The organism is Paenibacillus sp. W4I10 (assembly GCF_030816325.1).
GTDB classification, from domain to species: domain Bacteria; phylum Bacillota; class Bacilli; order Paenibacillales; family Paenibacillaceae; genus Paenibacillus; species Paenibacillus amylolyticus_B.
Window position 1 is genome coordinate 3799192 of record NZ_JAUSXX010000001.1, and the last position, 16190, is coordinate 3815381.

The 16190-nt window shown below is 48.8% G+C and carries 19 protein-coding genes; 2 read left to right on the forward strand and 17 right to left on the reverse strand.

Going from position 1 to position 16190, the window contains the following annotated elements; all coding sequences use genetic code 11:
* Nucleotides 1-34 precede the first annotated feature (34 nt).
* The 6 genes from QF049_RS17200 to QF049_RS31400 are packed head-to-tail and all read right to left on the reverse strand — an operon-like array spanning nt 35 to nt 4473.
* A complete protein-coding gene (locus QF049_RS17200) occupies nt 35-1174 on the reverse strand; it encodes a baseplate J/gp47 family protein (RefSeq protein ID WP_307539141.1) in 1140 nt (379 codons plus the stop codon).
* Nucleotides 1175-1178: 4 nt separating this feature from the next.
* Nucleotides 1179-1634, reverse strand: coding sequence for a DUF2634 domain-containing protein (locus tag QF049_RS17205; RefSeq protein ID WP_307539143.1), 456 nt, complete (start codon nt 1632-1634; stop codon nt 1179-1181).
* Nucleotides 1627-2037, reverse strand: a complete 411-nt coding sequence (locus QF049_RS17210; protein ID WP_307539147.1) for a hypothetical protein — start codon at nt 2035-2037, stop codon at nt 1627-1629. Before QF049_RS17210 ends, QF049_RS17205 begins: the two co-directional genes overlap by 8 nt.
* Nucleotides 2030-3016, reverse strand: a complete 987-nt coding sequence (locus QF049_RS17215) for an XkdQ/YqbQ family protein (RefSeq protein ID WP_307539149.1) — start codon at nt 3014-3016, stop codon at nt 2030-2032. Before QF049_RS17215 ends, QF049_RS17210 begins: the two co-directional genes overlap by 8 nt.
* On the reverse strand, nt 3013-3642 hold the full coding sequence (locus tag QF049_RS17220) for a LysM peptidoglycan-binding domain-containing protein (protein WP_307543288.1): 630 nt from the start codon (nt 3640-3642) through the stop codon (nt 3013-3015). Before QF049_RS17220 ends, QF049_RS17215 begins: the two co-directional genes overlap by 4 nt.
* 54 nt (nt 3643-3696) lie before the next feature.
* Entirely contained in the window at nt 3697-4473 is a 777-nt protein-coding gene (locus tag QF049_RS31400; RefSeq protein ID WP_373428261.1) for a hypothetical protein, read from the reverse strand.
* Between QF049_RS31400 and QF049_RS31405 the strand changes: the two genes are divergently transcribed.
* Nucleotides 4424-5089 carry a leucine-rich repeat protein gene (locus tag QF049_RS31405; RefSeq protein WP_373428262.1) on the forward strand — a complete coding sequence of 222 codons (666 nt, stop codon included), beginning with the start codon at nt 4424-4426 and terminating at the stop codon, nt 5087-5089. The genes QF049_RS31400 and QF049_RS31405 overlap by 50 nt on opposite strands.
* 416 nt (nt 5090-5505) lie before the next feature.
* Here QF049_RS31405 and QF049_RS17230 read toward each other — a convergent pair whose 3' ends face one another.
* The 6 genes from QF049_RS17230 to QF049_RS17255 form a co-directional block, all read right to left on the reverse strand.
* Nucleotides 5506-5940, reverse strand: coding sequence for a phage tail assembly chaperone (locus QF049_RS17230; RefSeq protein ID WP_017690174.1), 435 nt, complete (start codon nt 5938-5940; stop codon nt 5506-5508).
* Between the two features lie 177 nt (nt 5941-6117).
* Nucleotides 6118-6525, reverse strand: coding sequence for a phage tail tube protein (locus tag QF049_RS17235; RefSeq protein WP_124117078.1), 408 nt, complete (start codon nt 6523-6525; stop codon nt 6118-6120).
* A 49-nt stretch (nt 6526-6574) separates the two neighbouring features.
* The gene (locus tag QF049_RS17240; protein WP_307539154.1) at nt 6575-8038 is read right to left on the reverse strand and encodes a phage tail sheath subtilisin-like domain-containing protein; all 1464 of its coding nucleotides are present in this window, start codon (nt 8036-8038) and stop codon (nt 6575-6577) included.
* Complete coding sequence (locus QF049_RS17245; protein ID WP_307539155.1) at nt 8038-8238, reverse strand: YqzN/YkzM domain-containing protein; 201 nt, start codon at nt 8236-8238, stop codon at nt 8038-8040. Before QF049_RS17245 ends, QF049_RS17240 begins: the two co-directional genes overlap by 1 nt.
* Before the next feature lie 197 nt (nt 8239-8435).
* Complete coding sequence (locus tag QF049_RS17250) at nt 8436-9359, reverse strand: hypothetical protein (RefSeq protein ID WP_307539157.1); 924 nt, start codon at nt 9357-9359, stop codon at nt 8436-8438.
* Between the two features lie 331 nt (nt 9360-9690).
* Nucleotides 9691-11541 (reverse strand): DUF4127 family protein, encoded by a 1851-nt coding sequence (locus QF049_RS17255; protein ID WP_307539159.1) that lies wholly within the window; start codon nt 11539-11541, stop codon nt 9691-9693.
* 344 nt (nt 11542-11885) lie between these two features.
* On the opposite strand from QF049_RS17255, the gene QF049_RS17260 reads away from it, so the two are divergent.
* A complete protein-coding gene (locus QF049_RS17260; protein ID WP_091015510.1) occupies nt 11886-12368 on the forward strand; it encodes a hypothetical protein in 483 nt (160 codons plus the stop codon).
* 95 nt (nt 12369-12463) lie between these two features.
* Here QF049_RS17260 and QF049_RS17265 read toward each other — a convergent pair whose 3' ends face one another.
* The 5 genes from QF049_RS17265 to QF049_RS17285 all read right to left on the reverse strand — a co-directional run bounded on the left by QF049_RS17265 (nt 12464) and on the right by QF049_RS17285 (nt 16181).
* A complete protein-coding gene (locus tag QF049_RS17265) occupies nt 12464-13423 on the reverse strand; it encodes a hypothetical protein (protein WP_307543290.1) in 960 nt (319 codons plus the stop codon).
* A gap of 121 nt (nt 13424-13544) precedes the next feature.
* Nucleotides 13545-14180, reverse strand: coding sequence for a VOC family protein (locus QF049_RS17270; RefSeq protein ID WP_307539162.1), 636 nt, complete (start codon nt 14178-14180; stop codon nt 13545-13547).
* The gene (locus QF049_RS17275) at nt 14177-14638 is read right to left on the reverse strand and encodes a VOC family protein (RefSeq protein ID WP_307539163.1); all 462 of its coding nucleotides are present in this window, start codon (nt 14636-14638) and stop codon (nt 14177-14179) included. The genes QF049_RS17270 and QF049_RS17275 overlap by 4 nt, the downstream gene beginning before the upstream one ends.
* A gap of 44 nt (nt 14639-14682) precedes the next feature.
* On the reverse strand, nt 14683-15258 hold the full coding sequence (locus QF049_RS17280; RefSeq protein ID WP_036611439.1) for an NADPH-dependent FMN reductase: 576 nt from the start codon (nt 15256-15258) through the stop codon (nt 14683-14685).
* Between the two features lie 188 nt (nt 15259-15446).
* Nucleotides 15447-16181, reverse strand: coding sequence for a response regulator (locus QF049_RS17285; RefSeq protein ID WP_307539165.1), 735 nt, complete (start codon nt 16179-16181; stop codon nt 15447-15449).
* Nucleotides 16182-16190 lie beyond the last annotated feature (9 nt).

The window sequence follows — 16190 nt, forward strand, 5'->3', positions numbered from 1 at the left end:
CGAAATCACTTCCTCATCCACCATCTGCCCAACGCTACTCATGCACATCCACCGTCCCCAGCACGGCCACCTGACTGGCGGTCATCTCAATATTCTGGTCGCTCGCACCGTTCACGGTCAGCTCCGAATAGTCGATAATCGGCGGAATGTCCAACAAAATCGCGGCAATGCGAGTGTAACGAACGAGTGGATCGGCAAAAGCCAACTGTTTCAAATACGCGGTCACCCCGCGTTCGATCAATGCCCGTACATCGGTCAGTGTCGCATCACTTGCCAGCGTCAGCTTCACTTGAATGTTCATCGGCACTTCCTCGGCTGGCATTACGGACACCACTGGCCCAGCCGGTGCAACACCTTCACCATGTCCATCCTGCGTTGGATCAACGTACTTCTGCACAGCCGCCACCAGATCGGTACCCGCAGCACGTTTGTCCGTGTCCAGCAAATACAATCCCACCGTGCCCGGCCCCTGCCACAAAGGAATCACACGCGTTGCACCAACACCTGGTACTTCACTGGCCCATTGCACATATTGCGACTTGTTGCCACTGGTTCCTTGGTTGCGGACTTTGGCATAAAAACGCTCCAGCAGCGCTGTATCGGCCTCAATATCTGCACCGCCTTTGATCACCTCAATGTTCGTGACAGAAGTCACGCCACTTACAGGTGTAGACAGCACAGTTACCGTGCCCGCAGGTACATTGCTCTCTTTTCCAGCAACAAGCGCTCGCACGCCTACCATCCCGGAACCATCCGCATCCAGTTCCAAACGCCCCACCGTCTCATATTCGAGCGAAGCTTCAGCAGATACTTCATCCGCAAGCGTAGCCACGACCGTTCCCGCAGGCACCACTTTCCCCGGCGTACCCGCAAACCTCACCGCACCTTGTGCCGCCACCGCAGCTCGCCGCGTGATGCCGTGCTCTCCTGCCCGCAGATCCAGCTCTTCCGAACGAAAATTCGGATCACTGCTCGCCGCAGTACTTGCAAACCCCCGCCGTAGTAATTCCTGTGCCCACAATGCCGCCTCAGACAGCATAAACGCAACCGGAGCCTCCGCATCCCACAGGAACGATCCTTCAGACTTATCCAGATCCACGGGCAGACGATCCAGCATGCGCTGCATAATCTGTTCCTCCGTCTGGTCCTCCAAATAACGCGGAATCTCAGCCATCCCGTCAGATCACCTCACTTTCCAGAATAAACATCTCTTCCTGCACACTCGCCACACGACACGAGAACATGCACTGCTCCCGATTCCAATCAAACGTGAACTGGTCCACCGAATCCGTGCGTGGATCAGCCAGCAACGTCTCCGTAACCATCCGGGTAATTTCACTTTCCATCACACCCCGGCTGTCACCCTGCCCCACCAGATCTTCCAGCTCCGAACCATAGTTTCGAGAATAGATCACATGTCTGTAACGTGGCGTTTTGACAGCCTTAATGCACCACTGCACCCAGGCTTCATGTGCATCCGCCGCGGCTACTTTGCCACTTGAGGTCAGCACAAAATCTCCTGCATCGTAATCGAATCGCCAGCTCCGCCCAAAGAGTACCTCTTCCGAAGCCGCCCCCGACAGATCCTCCTCATCTCCCCATACCACACCCGTTTCTGGGAACAAACTAGGCATGCGCACTCACCACCTTACACAGCACCACAATGTCGTTGCCGCCATTCACCCGCATCGCCAGCACACGATCTCCCGCTTTCAGACCTTTGCCAAGAGACAACACCGTTTCTTCCACTTCCTCTTCTTGCAAAAGAAACCGTCCCGTGCCCGTCGTTCCGCCGTTTGTCACGTCAGGTATACCGGAAATCGCGCCAGTAGCCTCGCGCTCCGGCAGTCCAAGCGTGCCCGGCAATTCGGCCACGAGATAATCCTGCACTTCGTGCTTGAAATCATCCAGCTTCACACCAGACGATGTCATCGTACCCAGTACCGCTCCCAGACCGCTCACGGCCTGACGGGAATGTGTACTCATCGCACCCCGCATGACGTCGGCAAAATGCCCATACGGATCATCTTTATTCAAGGTAATACCTCCTTTTCACCAGCTCAGCCGTCCCCAGCTCTAACGTCATCGTTCCAGGCCCGGCAGATAGATCACGGCTGACCGACATGACGATTAGCTTCAGTCCTTTCAACAACACTGCGTCCCCGGCGCGAATCGTATTGATATCCGGTGCCGATATCGTAAAGGTCTCCTGAATACCCGTCAGATGACTTTTCGCCAGTTTTTTCGCGGCAGTTGTCGATTTCACCTGATCGTCCTCTACCAGCTTTTGCAATGTGCCCAGTTCTTCCACACCATTCTGCTCAATTGCAAGCACTTTGGAAGGAACTTCTTTGCCACTCGGTGACTCCGACGCTGCCATCACTTTAACTTTGGTAACCGCCCCTTCGAGTGTACGCATCTGGGTCAGATCAATCAGTCGATCAAGTTCATACACCTTTGCATTACTTCCAACCTGGAAGAGCTGCAACCCGCCGGGTGTCATCCGTGGATGGTACATTTCCCCGCCGGACTTCGCCGTTTCTTTCAGATCGGCAAACATCATCGAAAAGATCGTCTGTGACCGATACACGGCTTTTCCCAGCTTTGTCTTCGTATCCGGCAGCGTGCCGTATGGAATCTCCCACTCTTTGGCGTAGGTCTTGAGTCGTTGCGTAGCAGTCTGATCCTTCGGCAACAGGAACTCGTCCTCTGATTTTTCCAGATAAATCATCCGGTCGTACACCGTGAGGGATAGCCGCTTGGTGCCGCTGTTGGAGCTTTCCACCTCCCAGATGACCGCAGGATGCAGCAAGTGAACCATGGATTTTTCGCCAAAAGGAACCCCGCTAATCCGCACCACCATGCCCGGTGAGATCGAAGGCAGACCGGAAGATGCAGACACCGCCAACCGGATGTTGGCCTGATAGGCAATTTGGTCGAGCGAGTCCTTCAGCGTAATCGTCTCCACCAGCTTCGTAATGTCATATTTGTCGTCGACAATGACCTTGTAGGTCATGGCATCACCAGCTTTTGTCCCGGTTTGATCCGGTTTGGATCACTGCCGATGATCTTTGCGTTGAGCTTGTAGATCTCGTTCCATTTGGAACTGCTCCCCAGCTCAAGCTTTGCTATTTTGGACAGGGAGTCGCCAGATTTGACGGTGTAGGTCTTGCTGCTCTTTTTCAAATCGGTACGAGAACCCGACTTGCTCCCGGATGTAGCCCCGCCAACTTTCTCCACCTTGGAATCCCGCCATGTGCGCAGGGTCAGGTCGAAATAAATATCCCCGCTCTCGCCGCCGCGGAAGGTCGTATTATGCGAGATCAGATATACCGGCACGTTCACCCCCGTGTTGGTGATGATGAATCGTAGTGGCTTTTTCGATATCAGAAACGAATTCAGCAAATTCATCGCTACCCGCGGATCAGGCAAATCTTCGTACATGCAATAGGACGCATCATATTCTTTGGGAAAAAAAGAAGAGAAGGTGATCTCCTTCACCTTCTCTCCCTGCGCAAAATCAAACTCGCCATGCTCCAACATATTAATCGTTTCATATCCTTTGGAACGAGAGATTGTCAGTTCTTCCGGTTTCACCGGAAATTGGAACTTTGTTTTCCCATCGATCAGGGCGAATTCCATTCTGACACCATCTACGTTATCTTCAAATACAGTCATAACAGGCCTCCTTTCAGCTTAGGCCATAATCGTTTTTCGGTTTTCCATGGCACGACGTAATTCTTTAACAAACTGATTACTAATTTGATTTGCCAGATCACTATAATCCAACTTATGATTATTATTGGATATTTGGATTGCGCCATTAGGTAAATTCACATTAATTTGCTTGGTTTTTTTTGTTGAAGAAGATAAGATATTATTTGCCCTACTTTTATCTAACCCTATGTTTTTTGTAGGCTTTATACTGCTAGTGTTAACCTTTTTTAAAGGCCACCAACTTTTAGGCCAAATATTGGTAAGAGCCTTACCGCCCCATTCTCCTAATTTCTCTCCCCACTTATCACCAAAGAATGCTCCAGTACCAGCAAGGATTGGGATAGCTGGTTGCGCACCTGGAATGATTCCACCCAAAGCACCCAATCCAGTTCCTAGAGCTATAGATCCTACTTTCGCTCCAATAATCTTACTTACTTCAATCATTTTTTCTTCTGGTGTAGAAGCATGTACAACTTTATTTATATTTCCAACAATATCAAGAAATTTAAAGGCACCATTCCCTACTTTTCTCACACGCTTAGTCCATGGATGATCCCACATATCTTGCATTTTGTAACTTAGTCCGTAACCATAATTTTTAAAAGTCTCCAGTATTTTTTGACCGCCCTCTTTACCTTTGTTAATCCAGTCAGATATCTCAAAAAATTGTTTGATTTTCTCTTTAGAATTGTCATACCAATCTTTAATGCCAACACTCGTGTTGCCAAGCCAAGAGAATGTAGTATCCTTAGCCAATACACCCTTCTTCCACAGCCACTTTGCATTGTTGCCTATCCCGGAAAATGTAGCATCCTTAGCCGATACACCCTTCTTCCACAGCCACTTTGCATTGTTGCCTATCCCGGAAAATGTAGCATCCTTAGCCGATACACCCTTCTTCCACAGCCACTTTGCATTGTTGCCTATCCCGGAAAATGTAGCATCCTTAGCCGATACACCCTTCTTCCACAGCCACTTTGCATTGTTGCCTATCCCGGAAAATGTAGCATCCTTAACCGATACACCCTTCTTCCATAGCCACTTTGCATTGTTGCCTATCCCGGAAAATGTAGCATCCTTAACCGATACACCCTTCTTCCACAGCCACTTTGCATTGTTGCCTATCCCGGAAAATGTAGCATCCTTAGCCGATACACCCTTCTTCCACAGCCACTTTGCATTGTTGCCTATCCCGGAAAATGTAGCATCCTTAGCCGATACACCCTTCTTCCACAGCCACTTTGCATTGTTGCCTATCCCGGAAAATGTAGCATCCTTAACCGATACACCCTTCTTCCATAGCCACTTTGCATTGTTTTCAATCCACGAGTCTTTGTTTTCAGCTTTTTTATTCCAATTATATCCATTATGATAACTTTTCTGATCTGCCGCAGTAGCTATTAATGAACCTGTACCTTTAATAAGTTTGACTAAATTTTTATTTTTTTTTAGGAAATTCGATTTATTTATTTTATCGCTCACCGTATTTTTTGAAACAATTTTATGAATTGTACTTATAGCAGGTGAGCTAAAAACTTTCTTTTTATTGGATTTTCCCATATAATTCCTCAACCTGCTAAATGATTTAATACCATCACTAACTATATTTTCAAACAAACTATATCACCTCCATTGGCCTTTATCCTTCTAGAGCACCTTCTATTTCCTCTTCCGAGAACGCAATCAACAGCGAGCGCTCCCCGCGTGGCAAAGACCAGAACTCTCCGGGCCGGAGATGATGACGCACCCACATGTGATACAGGAACGTGGTCATTCCGCCGGAGTGAATCAGTTTTTTAGGTCTTCAATCTCCACACCAAAGCCGGACAGCTCCAGCACTTTATCGCCTACAGCATCCAATTCACCCGCGAGCAGCATACGGCGAACCGCTTGTTCCCCACCGGACAGCTTCATGCGGCCGGTAATGCGGGTGTCTCCCCAGCCGGAGAGTTCCAGGCTACGGACTTTCAATTTCACGGTTGCCTCAGAAATAAGCAGTGCGTTAAACGTCTCGGTGTCCACCTTTTCCTCGGTGCGGCCTTTGGTCGTTTTTCGAATCGTACAGCGTTCGCGAATGTGATCCACTTTGGAGGAAGTCAGTCCACGCAAGGTCAACAGCAGATCCAGACGCTGAATGCGCACATTCTCCTCTGGCAAACGTTCTGCTGCTTCAAACAACTGATCCAAAATCTGTTCTTCGGACATATTTTCATTCATACTCATCTGGCGTTATCTCCTTCTTGTTTCACGAATGGGTTCATCGATGCCATCTTCCAAGCCTGTAGAGACAACAAAGAGACCGAGATCATCTCGGCCTACAATGGTGCCCATATTATTAATGAAGTAACTATGCAATCACGCTTGAGCAAACTAGCTTCAACACGTGACCACTTCCAACCTTTAGTTCGCCACAATTGGATTCAGCAACTCAAATCCTTCGAACGTAAAGCCCGTTTCCTCTGGTACTTCCTCACCCGCTGTCCAGTTGGCAAGCTGGATTTTGTCCACCATGCAACCTTTCAGCAATACACTCTCATGTCCATATGATTCAGGGTCGTTCAACTTGGAAATAATCTCGAATTTGGTGAAGCCGCGCTGGATCATATCCGAAGTGACTTTGTAGCCCGTCATCGTGCCTGTTCCTTTTTTTGCGCCGTTTTTGTGCACTTTCCAGTCATTACCGACCAGGTTCAGCTCACGCTTTTCAATCTCTACACTCGCTTCCAGCTTGTTAATGTTTGTCTGCCACACACCATCGATATGCAGCTGACCATGGGTACCGAGAATTACTCTTGACGCATCCAACATATATTTTCCTCCTTAAAATTAAAAAATCGCGTTTTCCTTCCACACAACCTTATTGCACGTAAAATGTACCAAACAACTGCTCCATTACATCGGTCAGCTTCACATTCCATTGCAGGAACACCTGATCCGCTTCCGGTTTGAGAACTGGTGCCGCACCATAATACGCCGGATCAAGAATGACATCATAGCCATCGGCTTCAATCACATTGCTCTGTGCGAGCAACGCCAAATAGGCCTTCATGGCACTAATCAGTGCCTGACGACCCTCTTCGGTATTATTTACTTTACCGATATACGTATCTTCTGCGGAGCGCTGCAAATCCGTGTTGATGGCGTCCAACACACGAATGGAACGGATTTTTTTCCACGCATTATTCTGTCCAGCGGCCGGAGTTACCAGTGTGTTTACACCGCGAAGTGCTTTCACCTGACGTCCATCATGGAAGAAAATAAATACACCATTCTGTACCGCCTGCTCCTGTTCTGCACGCGTCCAGCGACGTGTCACATCATCGAACGGAGTAGCTGCATAAGTTGTGGATTGGTTCAGACGTTGTCCGGCGATCAGACCTGCAACATAGGCGGATGTTTCCGCGGAGCTGTAAAATGCATCTCCAAGGCGCACGCCTGTACCGACATTAATCACACCTTCATGGTTGAGCGCAAGCGAACGTGCTGCTGCTTTTTGTGCTGCTGTAGCAGAGGTATCGTCCGCTACGGAACCGCCAAATACGGCCACCACCGGTTTGCCTTCACTACGCACACGTTTCACCCATGCCGCAAAACTCGCAAGCAGAGGCGCATCAGCCGCCTGATCCAAAGCCAAAACGTCGAATTGCTCCCCTTCCAGCGCACCCTGCACAGCAATGTACTCTGCATTGGTCAGGTCGTCGTTGCCACTTACGCCGCCTTTAAATGCCGCACCCGCAACAGTGGCTACCACACCTGTACCATCTCCAATGGCCTGCGCCGTTACCCAGACATTTTGTTCATCCGCGTTAATCTCTTTTGCCAGAGAAGCTGCTGTAATATCCGCTGTCAGGAGCGCATACAACATCCGGTTACCTTCGAAGAGACGCACTTCATGTTTCGTATTATCAATCACACCTGGCTGGATGGTGACGTAGAATCCATTTGCACGATCACCCGGATATTTCGCATCCAGTTGCAGCACATTGGCATCACTGCTGTCCTTCAAAGTAAGCGTAGCTGCTTTGGCCCCAGCACTTGCTACCCGATAAGCGAGCAACTTCTTCGGCCCACCCAACAGGGCGAGCTTCAAGGACGTATAAGCTGTACCGTTGTCCAGCACATTCGCCGCATACATACGTTCAATCGCTGCTTCGCTCCCTACTTCAACAAAAGTCCCTACAGGACCCCAGTTGGCCTTGATCGGCACAACGACCGTTCCCCGCGTACCCGCTTGAATGGCTGAGGATGCTGCCGCCTGAAAATTCATATATAAGCCCGGAAGGACCGGACGATTCGTTTGTTCCCAAGTTCCACCTGCCATTATCCCTTCACCTTCGCTTTCATAAATTGGTTAATTCGTTCTTGCGTTTCTTCAATGGAAAACGTCTCTTGCACCGCTTCGTACAGCGCACCGTACAGCACCTCTGCCTTAACGGCAAAGAGGGCTTCTGCATGATTCATCAGTTCTGCCCTTGTATACCGCGGGGCGATCTGTTTGCTTTTTTTCACTGAGCTTGCCATTGCCATCTCACCTCATTTGTTGGACTGCTAATTTCGTGAACATTGATCTTTAAGCTTGATCTATGAATTTTCGATCCTATGAAACTATGAATCTGAAGCTATAATGTTGAAGCTAAATCAATCATCTTAAAGCTATATCCACAATCTAAAGTTATCATCTGGAACCACCTGTGATGGAGTTCCTCTGGGCTCAACATCTATTCCATCCCTTTGCTATGGTGAATCTCACGAATCAAAGGCACATTTGTACCCGGACGACGAATCCGCTGCTGTAGTGTCAGACGAATCTGTCCGTTCAGATAGGCATCTGCCTGTAAATCTGCTGTGACTTCATCCACTGTGATATATCGCGTGTTACCTTCTTGCTCTTCGCCACCCGTTTCAGTGACGGCAAGACGAGATTGCACTGCAAGTTGCCGGACCAACCGAGTAACGGTCTGCCGTTTAAGCACCGAATGATCGGTGAGCACATGCCCAATCCACTGTTGTCGAACTTCCAATGCCGAAGTCCCCGCCACAGACGTGCTACATCCAGCCAATCGCCATAACACAGACGGCTTCTCGTACCCACCAGGCCATACATCCCCATATACCGACCAGTTCGAGCCAAGCTCCTGCTGTGTCCAGCCTTGAAGCGCAGCTAACCATGCGTCCTCTGTTTCAACGAGAGCAGTTCCCGAGTCTTCGGGAACATACACTCCGAATCGCAGACTGCGCGTAAGCATGCCAGACCCTGCATCCACCCGGTCACTATCTGAAGAACCCAGATAGATACAAGTGAATGCCCCACCTGCTTCATCCACCAGTCTTACCTGGTGCAACCCTTCGATTAGATGGGCTGACCAAGCTTCCACTTGTTCAGCGCCGCCATCTTCCGGACGAACGTATGGGGAGATTTTAATGATCCGTCGATATCCCGCCCAGGCAGACTTCGGCACCTCTTCCGCAAACGCAACCACGGCACAAGGCCCAGCCAATACTTCGCCTGACGCAGGTGCATCCAGCACACGACCGTCCCAATCTGAAACAAGTACAGCGAGCTTCTGTTTCAGCGTTTTTTTAATGAGCGTACTCATTTTACTGGTGCTCACGGCAGTGCTAATTTCATTTCTCATAGACACATTCATTTCGCCCCCTTTGGCTGCAAGTTTGAGATCTGCCCACACGATGCAGCGACAGTGCAGCAGCAGTAGACTCCCCCTTTTAACTCAGTGTCTGTGTTCCGACCGAATCAGTACCGGGACTACATTCACCGCATCAAAAAGACCGGCCATTTGGCCGGTCTGTACATTAGCGTATGTGCTTTCGGTGTGTCCCTTGTTATTGATCCGATAATACAATCTTACACCCTTTTATCCCTAGCGCGGATGGTGTTCCGTACGACTTCGGTGCGATTAAGGGAGTCATTCGGGTGGAAAAAAGACGACATAACGCGTTCTACTATTTCAAACCTTAGTTCAGCGTAACCTTCGGATTCAACGTAATCTCAAATGCACGGCCCCAGATGAAATCGGGATTCGCATATTCCAACAGCGCACTGCCATACGTGGCATAGGACAATTCGTCATTACAGATCTGCTTAATCGCCACATTGCCTGTCTGGAAAGCTGTTTTATTCGCAAGCGCCGTGGTATAAGTCTGCATCAAATCACGGAGCAATGTTTGCAGATGGGCATAGTCTTCCTCCGAGTTAAACAGCAACATATTTTGATCCGAAAGGGTAGCCACGTTGGTATACAGCGCATGGGCTCGGGAATATGTGCGGATCTCTGCGATCGCTACCGCTTTGTAGTAATAATCCTTCAGGAAACGCTTAAATAACAGTGAGCCATGCGCGTTCATCGCATCGCGCAACTTATGGTCATGCTTCTCTGTTGTAATCAACGCGTACCTGGACTGCCCCATGCCTACAGCAATACCGATCTTGTTGCCCGGTGTATTCCATGCACTATAACCCAGAACCCGTCCGGTATATGGACTGTTGAGCAATGCTTCGGCAACATCGACATTCGCTGGTCCTTTACCCACAAAATCAATCAATACCGAAGGCAGACCTTGCTCACTATTCAGCGTCAACTGCTCCAACGCAGCCTGCACCTGATCCAGAGCCGTAATGGCAATAATCTCAATGTCGATGCCTGTGTTCTCTCCGGAATTTCCCGGATGACCCTTGGTCATACGATCCAGTTCGGAGGTCATGTCAAACGGGACAACTTGATCGGCTGCTACAGCCACTAGCTGTTCATTTTCCAAGCCAGCACCCACATCCGTCACCACATCCGGTTCAGGATATGCCGAATCCGCTACAAGCACACCACCTACAATATCCACATGACGAACCACATTCTCGTGTACATCCATGTATTCATACGTGTTAATGATGGAATTGCCGTGAGGACCAAAATATTTCACTGCGTAACGTGTCCTCGCCCCGCCTCGGAACAACTGGTTTGCCATGCGAGCGACCAAAGCGTGCCCCAGACCATCTGCATCCGGCAAGATGATAGCACGATCCGGATTTTGTCCATTGGTTCCACCCAGCCATTCATTGATCCGCGTTTCTACATATTTGATTTCATTGATCTGAACCCCCTGGGTGTTAGCATCGTCAACACCAACTGCAAGGAAATCGATATAACCTGTGCGAGCCAGTTGATCCAGAATGTACAGATTTGTTTTGAACTTATGCTGTCTTGTATTGTAATACTGTTCTTTATCAAAATAGGTCGTTGTCCCATATTCCACTCCATCCGGGGACAGGTTATAACCCTCGATAATATCCTCAAATTCGGTGTATGTCTGACGTGGCTGCTGCATCAACGCACGGGACTCATTATATGCATCGAGCGCCAAGCCATCTGCAAACGAGGTTGTAGCCAAACGCATGATGGTATCCATTACAAATACGGGTTTGCGTGGATATTTTTGCTTGATCACGCGGATCACATCCAGCAAACGCGTGGTCTCATTATCGTATTCTGGATAGGCGCCTCCTCCATCTTCGCGGAGCTGACGACTGCCAATCAGGCCGCCATAAGCGAGCATATCGGATGAGATAATAAATCCGTCGACTTTGGCAGCATGTTTCAGAATAAAGTCATGAATCTTGGACGGTTTGCCATAAACCGGCGTAGAGGTGCCGAGCAGCGTTGTGCCATCTACGGTTTTCTCCGAGTCCAGACGATTCTTAATATCACTCAGGTTCGGTGTAACGATATGGATACCGGCTGCTTTCCCTTGCACAATCACATCATCCAGATTCGCTGGACGATCATCCAGTGGAACATACAATACTGTTTTCATATCACGTAGCCTCCTGTTATCTGTTTAGTCTTTAATACCCGATCAGGGCAAGGATGCAATCACCGAATTAAAAAACCAGCCCCATGGCCGGCTGTACTTTAGCGTATGAGCTGTCGGTGTGTCTTCCTTGCTGCTGATCCGATAATACCATTTTACCGCCTTTGCCCCCTCGCGCTGATGGTAATCGGGATGAATTACGCCTGAATGTAGTCGTCTCTATGGCGGTTAAATGCCGATTTTTCGCGAGAAACTCCTATCGGTAGTCCAACCAAACCCATCCTGATGATGTTTATATGACATAAGTAGCTTTCAAATCCTACGAACAATAAAGGATGGATATGACCATGAAAAAGAGGTATTTCTTCTATCTTTGGATTGCTGTCACCAGTTATATGGCGGGCCCCGCTATGTATGCGTTGGCGATGTACATCTTATATCAAGAAACAGATGTTATAACAACATCTCTCATTGGATGGACCGCGGCAACATTCTTATCCGTTGGTATCCTGTTTATCCTGATCACAGTCATCATGCTACGAGTGTTCAACATCTATTATTTCTGGCTGCAAACCCTGCTCTTCGAGTTGTTTTTCCTTGTCCTCGTCTATATGACCACTGTTCTTCTTGGGGCTGGCAACAGGGGACTGCCCAAGCTGTCCTTTCTATTTACACCCGAAGGCATCTCCTTATGGATGTTCTGGGGGAGTATTGCACTTATGAGTTCCTGGGGAATATGGGCAGCGCGTCAGCCCGTACGAAAATCACCATACATGCTGGTGTCCAGAGTCATGCTGATCCTTTTTATCCTTGAAATTTGGCCCCGTTAAACAGGTACAGGATGCCCACAATTCGGTAGACCAGAATAATGCCTATAAGGGGTGTCCGTCATGACGGACACCCCTTCTGAAATGTATGTTTTATCTCACGCGATGATATAACGAAAGTTCTCCCATGTTTCCGGTACAGGCTCCCCGTTCTTGGCATGATGATAGAAGCTGAACGGGAATTTAAATACATGACCTCCGTTCCAGTCACGGGAACGTCTGTCGGTGAGCCAATATTCCAATTCATGAGGTAGCGCCACTGATCGTTCCGCTCGTTCCAGTGGCAGCAGGTCTACGGGTGATTGCAATGTCGGCATCTCCTGTTCAATATCCACATCTCGGCTTAAGCGTAGTGCCTTCACCATGGTAAGGAAAGGCGGAATGCCTTTGTGGAATAATGCCGGATAACCCAGTTCATATAATATGTTAAGCGCATGTCCGTAGGTGAGCATATGACCAATCAGGTCATGATGCGCTTCCGCGTGATATATGGTCTGGAACGAACCAAGCTCATCCAGAATCAGACGTGACAACTGAACTGGATCTTCAATCTCCGGGAAACCATCGCTTTTTTCCGGCTTGAGACTGCGAATTTCTTTCATCGTTGTGTTCATCCAGGATCTTCCCGGGATGGTTCGATCGAATGAATCGATCAGTTCAACCAGCCGACCAATATCCTCCGCAGTGCCCCATCCATCCAGTTCACGAATGGCTTTCAGACTGATTGCCCCGTAGATGGCCTGGTGCCCAACCCAGTGCAGCTCTCCAATCGTTCGATCCAATGCGTCCGTAATACGCGCTTCGGCATCTTCCCTGGGCATCATTTCACCAACCGGAGAGGTCTGACCAGGGCTGATTCCATGCTGGCGAAGCATGGCTTTTGCTTCGGCCGTAACACTGCCGGCGGCAAGGGCAGTGAGACGATTTTCCCGTACCCAAAAATATGCCGCAATCGCACCCGCCCCATAATGGGCGTGCCACAGATCTCCTGTACGTTCCCGACTGGAAACGATAATCGCAAGTCCATCTTCCAACAAACGTCGATCCAAGCTTGCCACCACCCTTCATCATATGTAAACCCATCAGAGAAACTACCCTGGAATGAATAAATAAAGCGTTTACTTCTATAACATGATGGAAATGCTCCACATATGCCCGTTTTGCCCCGGAATGCAAAGTTTAGCCAATTCGAAGCTTGCCCACGCCATGGATGGATACTTCCAACGGATAGATCTCTGCTTTTTGCGTAGAGAAAAACCACGTCCGATCCTTCTTCACCACAATAAATAAACCATGTACATCTCCTACAGGAGCAAAGGTATCACTAACCTCACCCCAGCGCGTGAGTCCAATCCGCTGAAGCTCATTCACCGTAGACAGAACATCCTCCGTCACTAGGCCAATCTCACACACCTGTAATATATCTTGAGTCGAGAAGTCATGGTCACTCTCGTTCTGAATACGATGATGAGCAATCAGCTCGATAATATTGCCTGCCGGATCTTCGAAATAGAGAGAATGAGAGTTCCAATTAGCAGAGTACGTTTCATCCCGATTTTCCTCCCTGCTTAAAACAACACGTGATGCAGCCCACTGCTTCGCTTCCTTGAACTGATTCGTCGGAATCAACCAGGCCACATGATAAAAGGGCTCATGATCTGTTTCACACGGTTTGAAAATCATCTTTGTCCTTCCAACCTGCAGGTTGAAGGTCTGATCTGTCGCATCGGACACTTCCATTCCCAACGTATCACGATAAAAATGCTTGAGGTCCTCCAACCGTGTTGTATATAACTGTAATTCTTCAATCATCATATGGTCTTCTCCTGCATCTCCTCCCACTGACTCCACGGCACCATGCCAAGTTCAGGCTTCGCTTCATCCGGGAGCATGGCGATGAATTCAAGCGAGTGACCATCCGGATCGGTAAAATATACAGATACCGCAGGCATCCAGCCGAAGACGTACAGTTCACCGATATCATCATCCAGGAAGTTCTGTGTCTTGATTCCTTTGTTCTCCAGGTGAGCCACCGCATGTTTCATATCCTCCAGAGATACATGAAAAGCAAAGTGCTGACGTTTCACCTCGGAAGGATCCTTTTGCCACAATCCCAGCATGGCATTGCCTTTTCCACCAATCCAGTAGAAGGAGTTTCCACGTTCTTCCTGCCCGTAGGCATGAGGTAAACCCAGGACCGTTTCATAGAAATGATGGGATCTCTCCAGATCCGTCACGTTTAGATGTGTTTCAAATATGCCTGTAATCATCATGCTCAACCTCTTTTCCTTTTCCGATTTTTCATCTTCGTTTGTTCTCAACTCATGGTTGAATTCCGCGCATTCGTTAACGTCTGGGCCAGATTTAAAAACGATCCAATGACCCGCTGCACCCGGTCCTCTATATCCTGACTGCCTTCGTACTCCTCGTATCCGTCAAATGTCGCTTCGAATCGTCTGCGCTGCGCACCCCCAATAGATATCCACTCTTGGGCATTGATACCATGCAGATTGCGAACAATCGCTTGCAGTTGTAAAAGCGAACTTACCCCCACCGCTCCGCCAGAGGAGCTGATGGACAGGACGGGCTTGCCGCTGAAATGAGCCTGACTCAGGTGGTCCAGTGCATTTTTGAGCACACCGCTAATACTGCCGTGATACTCTGGTGTAGACAGGATGATTGCATCAGCCGCGAGCATACGTGTATTCAGGTCTGCCAGATGTTCATGATCCGCTTGTTTCTCATCAGGTGCGTAGAATGGAAGTGGTGTCTGGTACAGATCAAACAGGCTGGCCTGATGTCCCTGGCCGCGAATAATCTCCACAGCATACTCTCCCAGACGTGTACTGGTTGCATTGTTCCGATTGCTGCCTGCCAAAATAACAATATTCATTCATGTCACTCTCCTTGGTTTTTTAATAATTCAAACTCTCATGTTTCAACCGATCTGTTATTTCTACTCTTATCTTACCTTTCTTTGGCATCCAAATCGTCAGCAGATAGACTTAACTTGAAATACAAAAAAACTCAACCTTTAGGTTGAGTTTATACGACTTAAGTATGAACATATGTCGGAATTGGTCAGACGACCCAGCCATTTCTTACGGCATGAAGAGCCGCTTGTGTCCGATCCGCCAGCCCGAGTTTGTCGAGCAGATGACTGACATGGGTTTTGACCGTTTTTTCGGTGATGACCAATTGAACTGCAATTTCCTTGTTGCTCAATCCTTGAGCAATCAGCCCCAAAACCTCTTGTTCACGGCGAGTGAGCATATCCGGACCACCAAGGGATGTTTCATTTGATTTTCCAACCTGCTTTGGCTCCTGATGTTGACTGTCTGCTGTCTGATCTGCCGTTATATGCTGTGGTTGCTGTTCATTTATAGACCAATCGGATGAAGCCATCACATGCATCAATTGACCTGCTGCGGCGGGATGCAATTCTACCTGACCTGCATGCACATTGCGAATGGCCACAGCCAGATCCTCCGGTTCAATATCCTTGAGTAGATACCCCTTCACCCCTGCACGCACAGCAGGAACCACATGATCCTGATCGGAAAACGATGTGAGCACAATGATTCGCGTTGCTGGCAATAACGTGCGCAGCCGTCTGGCTGTTTCAATTCCGTCCATGACCGGCATATGCAGATCCATTAATACCACGTCAGGTTTTAACGCTTCCGCCTGCACCAGTGCTTCCTGTCCGTTCGATGCTTCACCGACAACCTCCATGTCTTGCTGTGTGGTCAAAAAAACGTGCAAACCTCTTCTCACCATCGCATGATCATCTGCGAGCAAAATCGTAATCGGCATCTCTTCTTC

Bases quoted from the DNA above. Each gene is read 5' to 3' on its own strand.
- QF049_RS17200 (WP_307539141.1), bottom strand. From the start codon at position 1,174: ATGGCTGAGATTCCGCGTTATTTGGAGGACCAGACGGAGGAACAGATT.
- QF049_RS17205 (WP_307539143.1), bottom strand. From the start codon at position 1,634: ATGCCTAGTTTGTTCCCAGAAACGGGTGTGGTATGGGGAGATGAGGAG.
- QF049_RS17215 (WP_307539149.1), bottom strand. From the start codon at position 3,016: ATGACCTACAAGGTCATTGTCGACGACAAATATGACATTACGAAGCTG.
- QF049_RS17220 (WP_307543288.1), bottom strand. From the start codon at position 3,642: ATGGAATTCGCCCTGATCGATGGGAAAACAAAGTTCCAATTTCCGGTG.
- QF049_RS31405 (WP_373428262.1), top strand. From the start codon at position 4,424: ATGCCAACACTCGTGTTGCCAAGCCAAGAGAATGTAGTATCCTTAGCC.
- QF049_RS17230 (WP_017690174.1), bottom strand. From the start codon at position 5,940: ATGAGTATGAATGAAAATATGTCCGAAGAACAGATTTTGGATCAGTTG.
- QF049_RS17235 (WP_124117078.1), bottom strand. From the start codon at position 6,525: ATGTTGGATGCGTCAAGAGTAATTCTCGGTACCCATGGTCAGCTGCAT.
- QF049_RS17240 (WP_307539154.1), bottom strand. From the start codon at position 8,038: ATGGCAGGTGGAACTTGGGAACAAACGAATCGTCCGGTCCTTCCGGGC.
- QF049_RS17245 (WP_307539155.1), bottom strand. From the start codon at position 8,238: ATGGCAAGCTCAGTGAAAAAAAGCAAACAGATCGCCCCGCGGTATACA.
- QF049_RS17255 (WP_307539159.1), bottom strand. From the start codon at position 11,541: ATGAAAACAGTATTGTATGTTCCACTGGATGATCGTCCAGCGAATCTG.
- QF049_RS17260 (WP_091015510.1), top strand. From the start codon at position 11,886: ATGAAAAAGAGGTATTTCTTCTATCTTTGGATTGCTGTCACCAGTTAT.
- QF049_RS17270 (WP_307539162.1), bottom strand. From the start codon at position 14,180: ATGATGATTGAAGAATTACAGTTATATACAACACGGTTGGAGGACCTC.
- QF049_RS17275 (WP_307539163.1), bottom strand. From the start codon at position 14,638: ATGATGATTACAGGCATATTTGAAACACATCTAAACGTGACGGATCTG.
- QF049_RS17280 (WP_036611439.1), bottom strand. From the start codon at position 15,258: ATGAATATTGTTATTTTGGCAGGCAGCAATCGGAACAATGCAACCAGT.
- QF049_RS17285 (WP_307539165.1), bottom strand. From the start codon at position 16,181: ATGCCGATTACGATTTTGCTCGCAGATGATCATGCGATGGTGAGAAGA.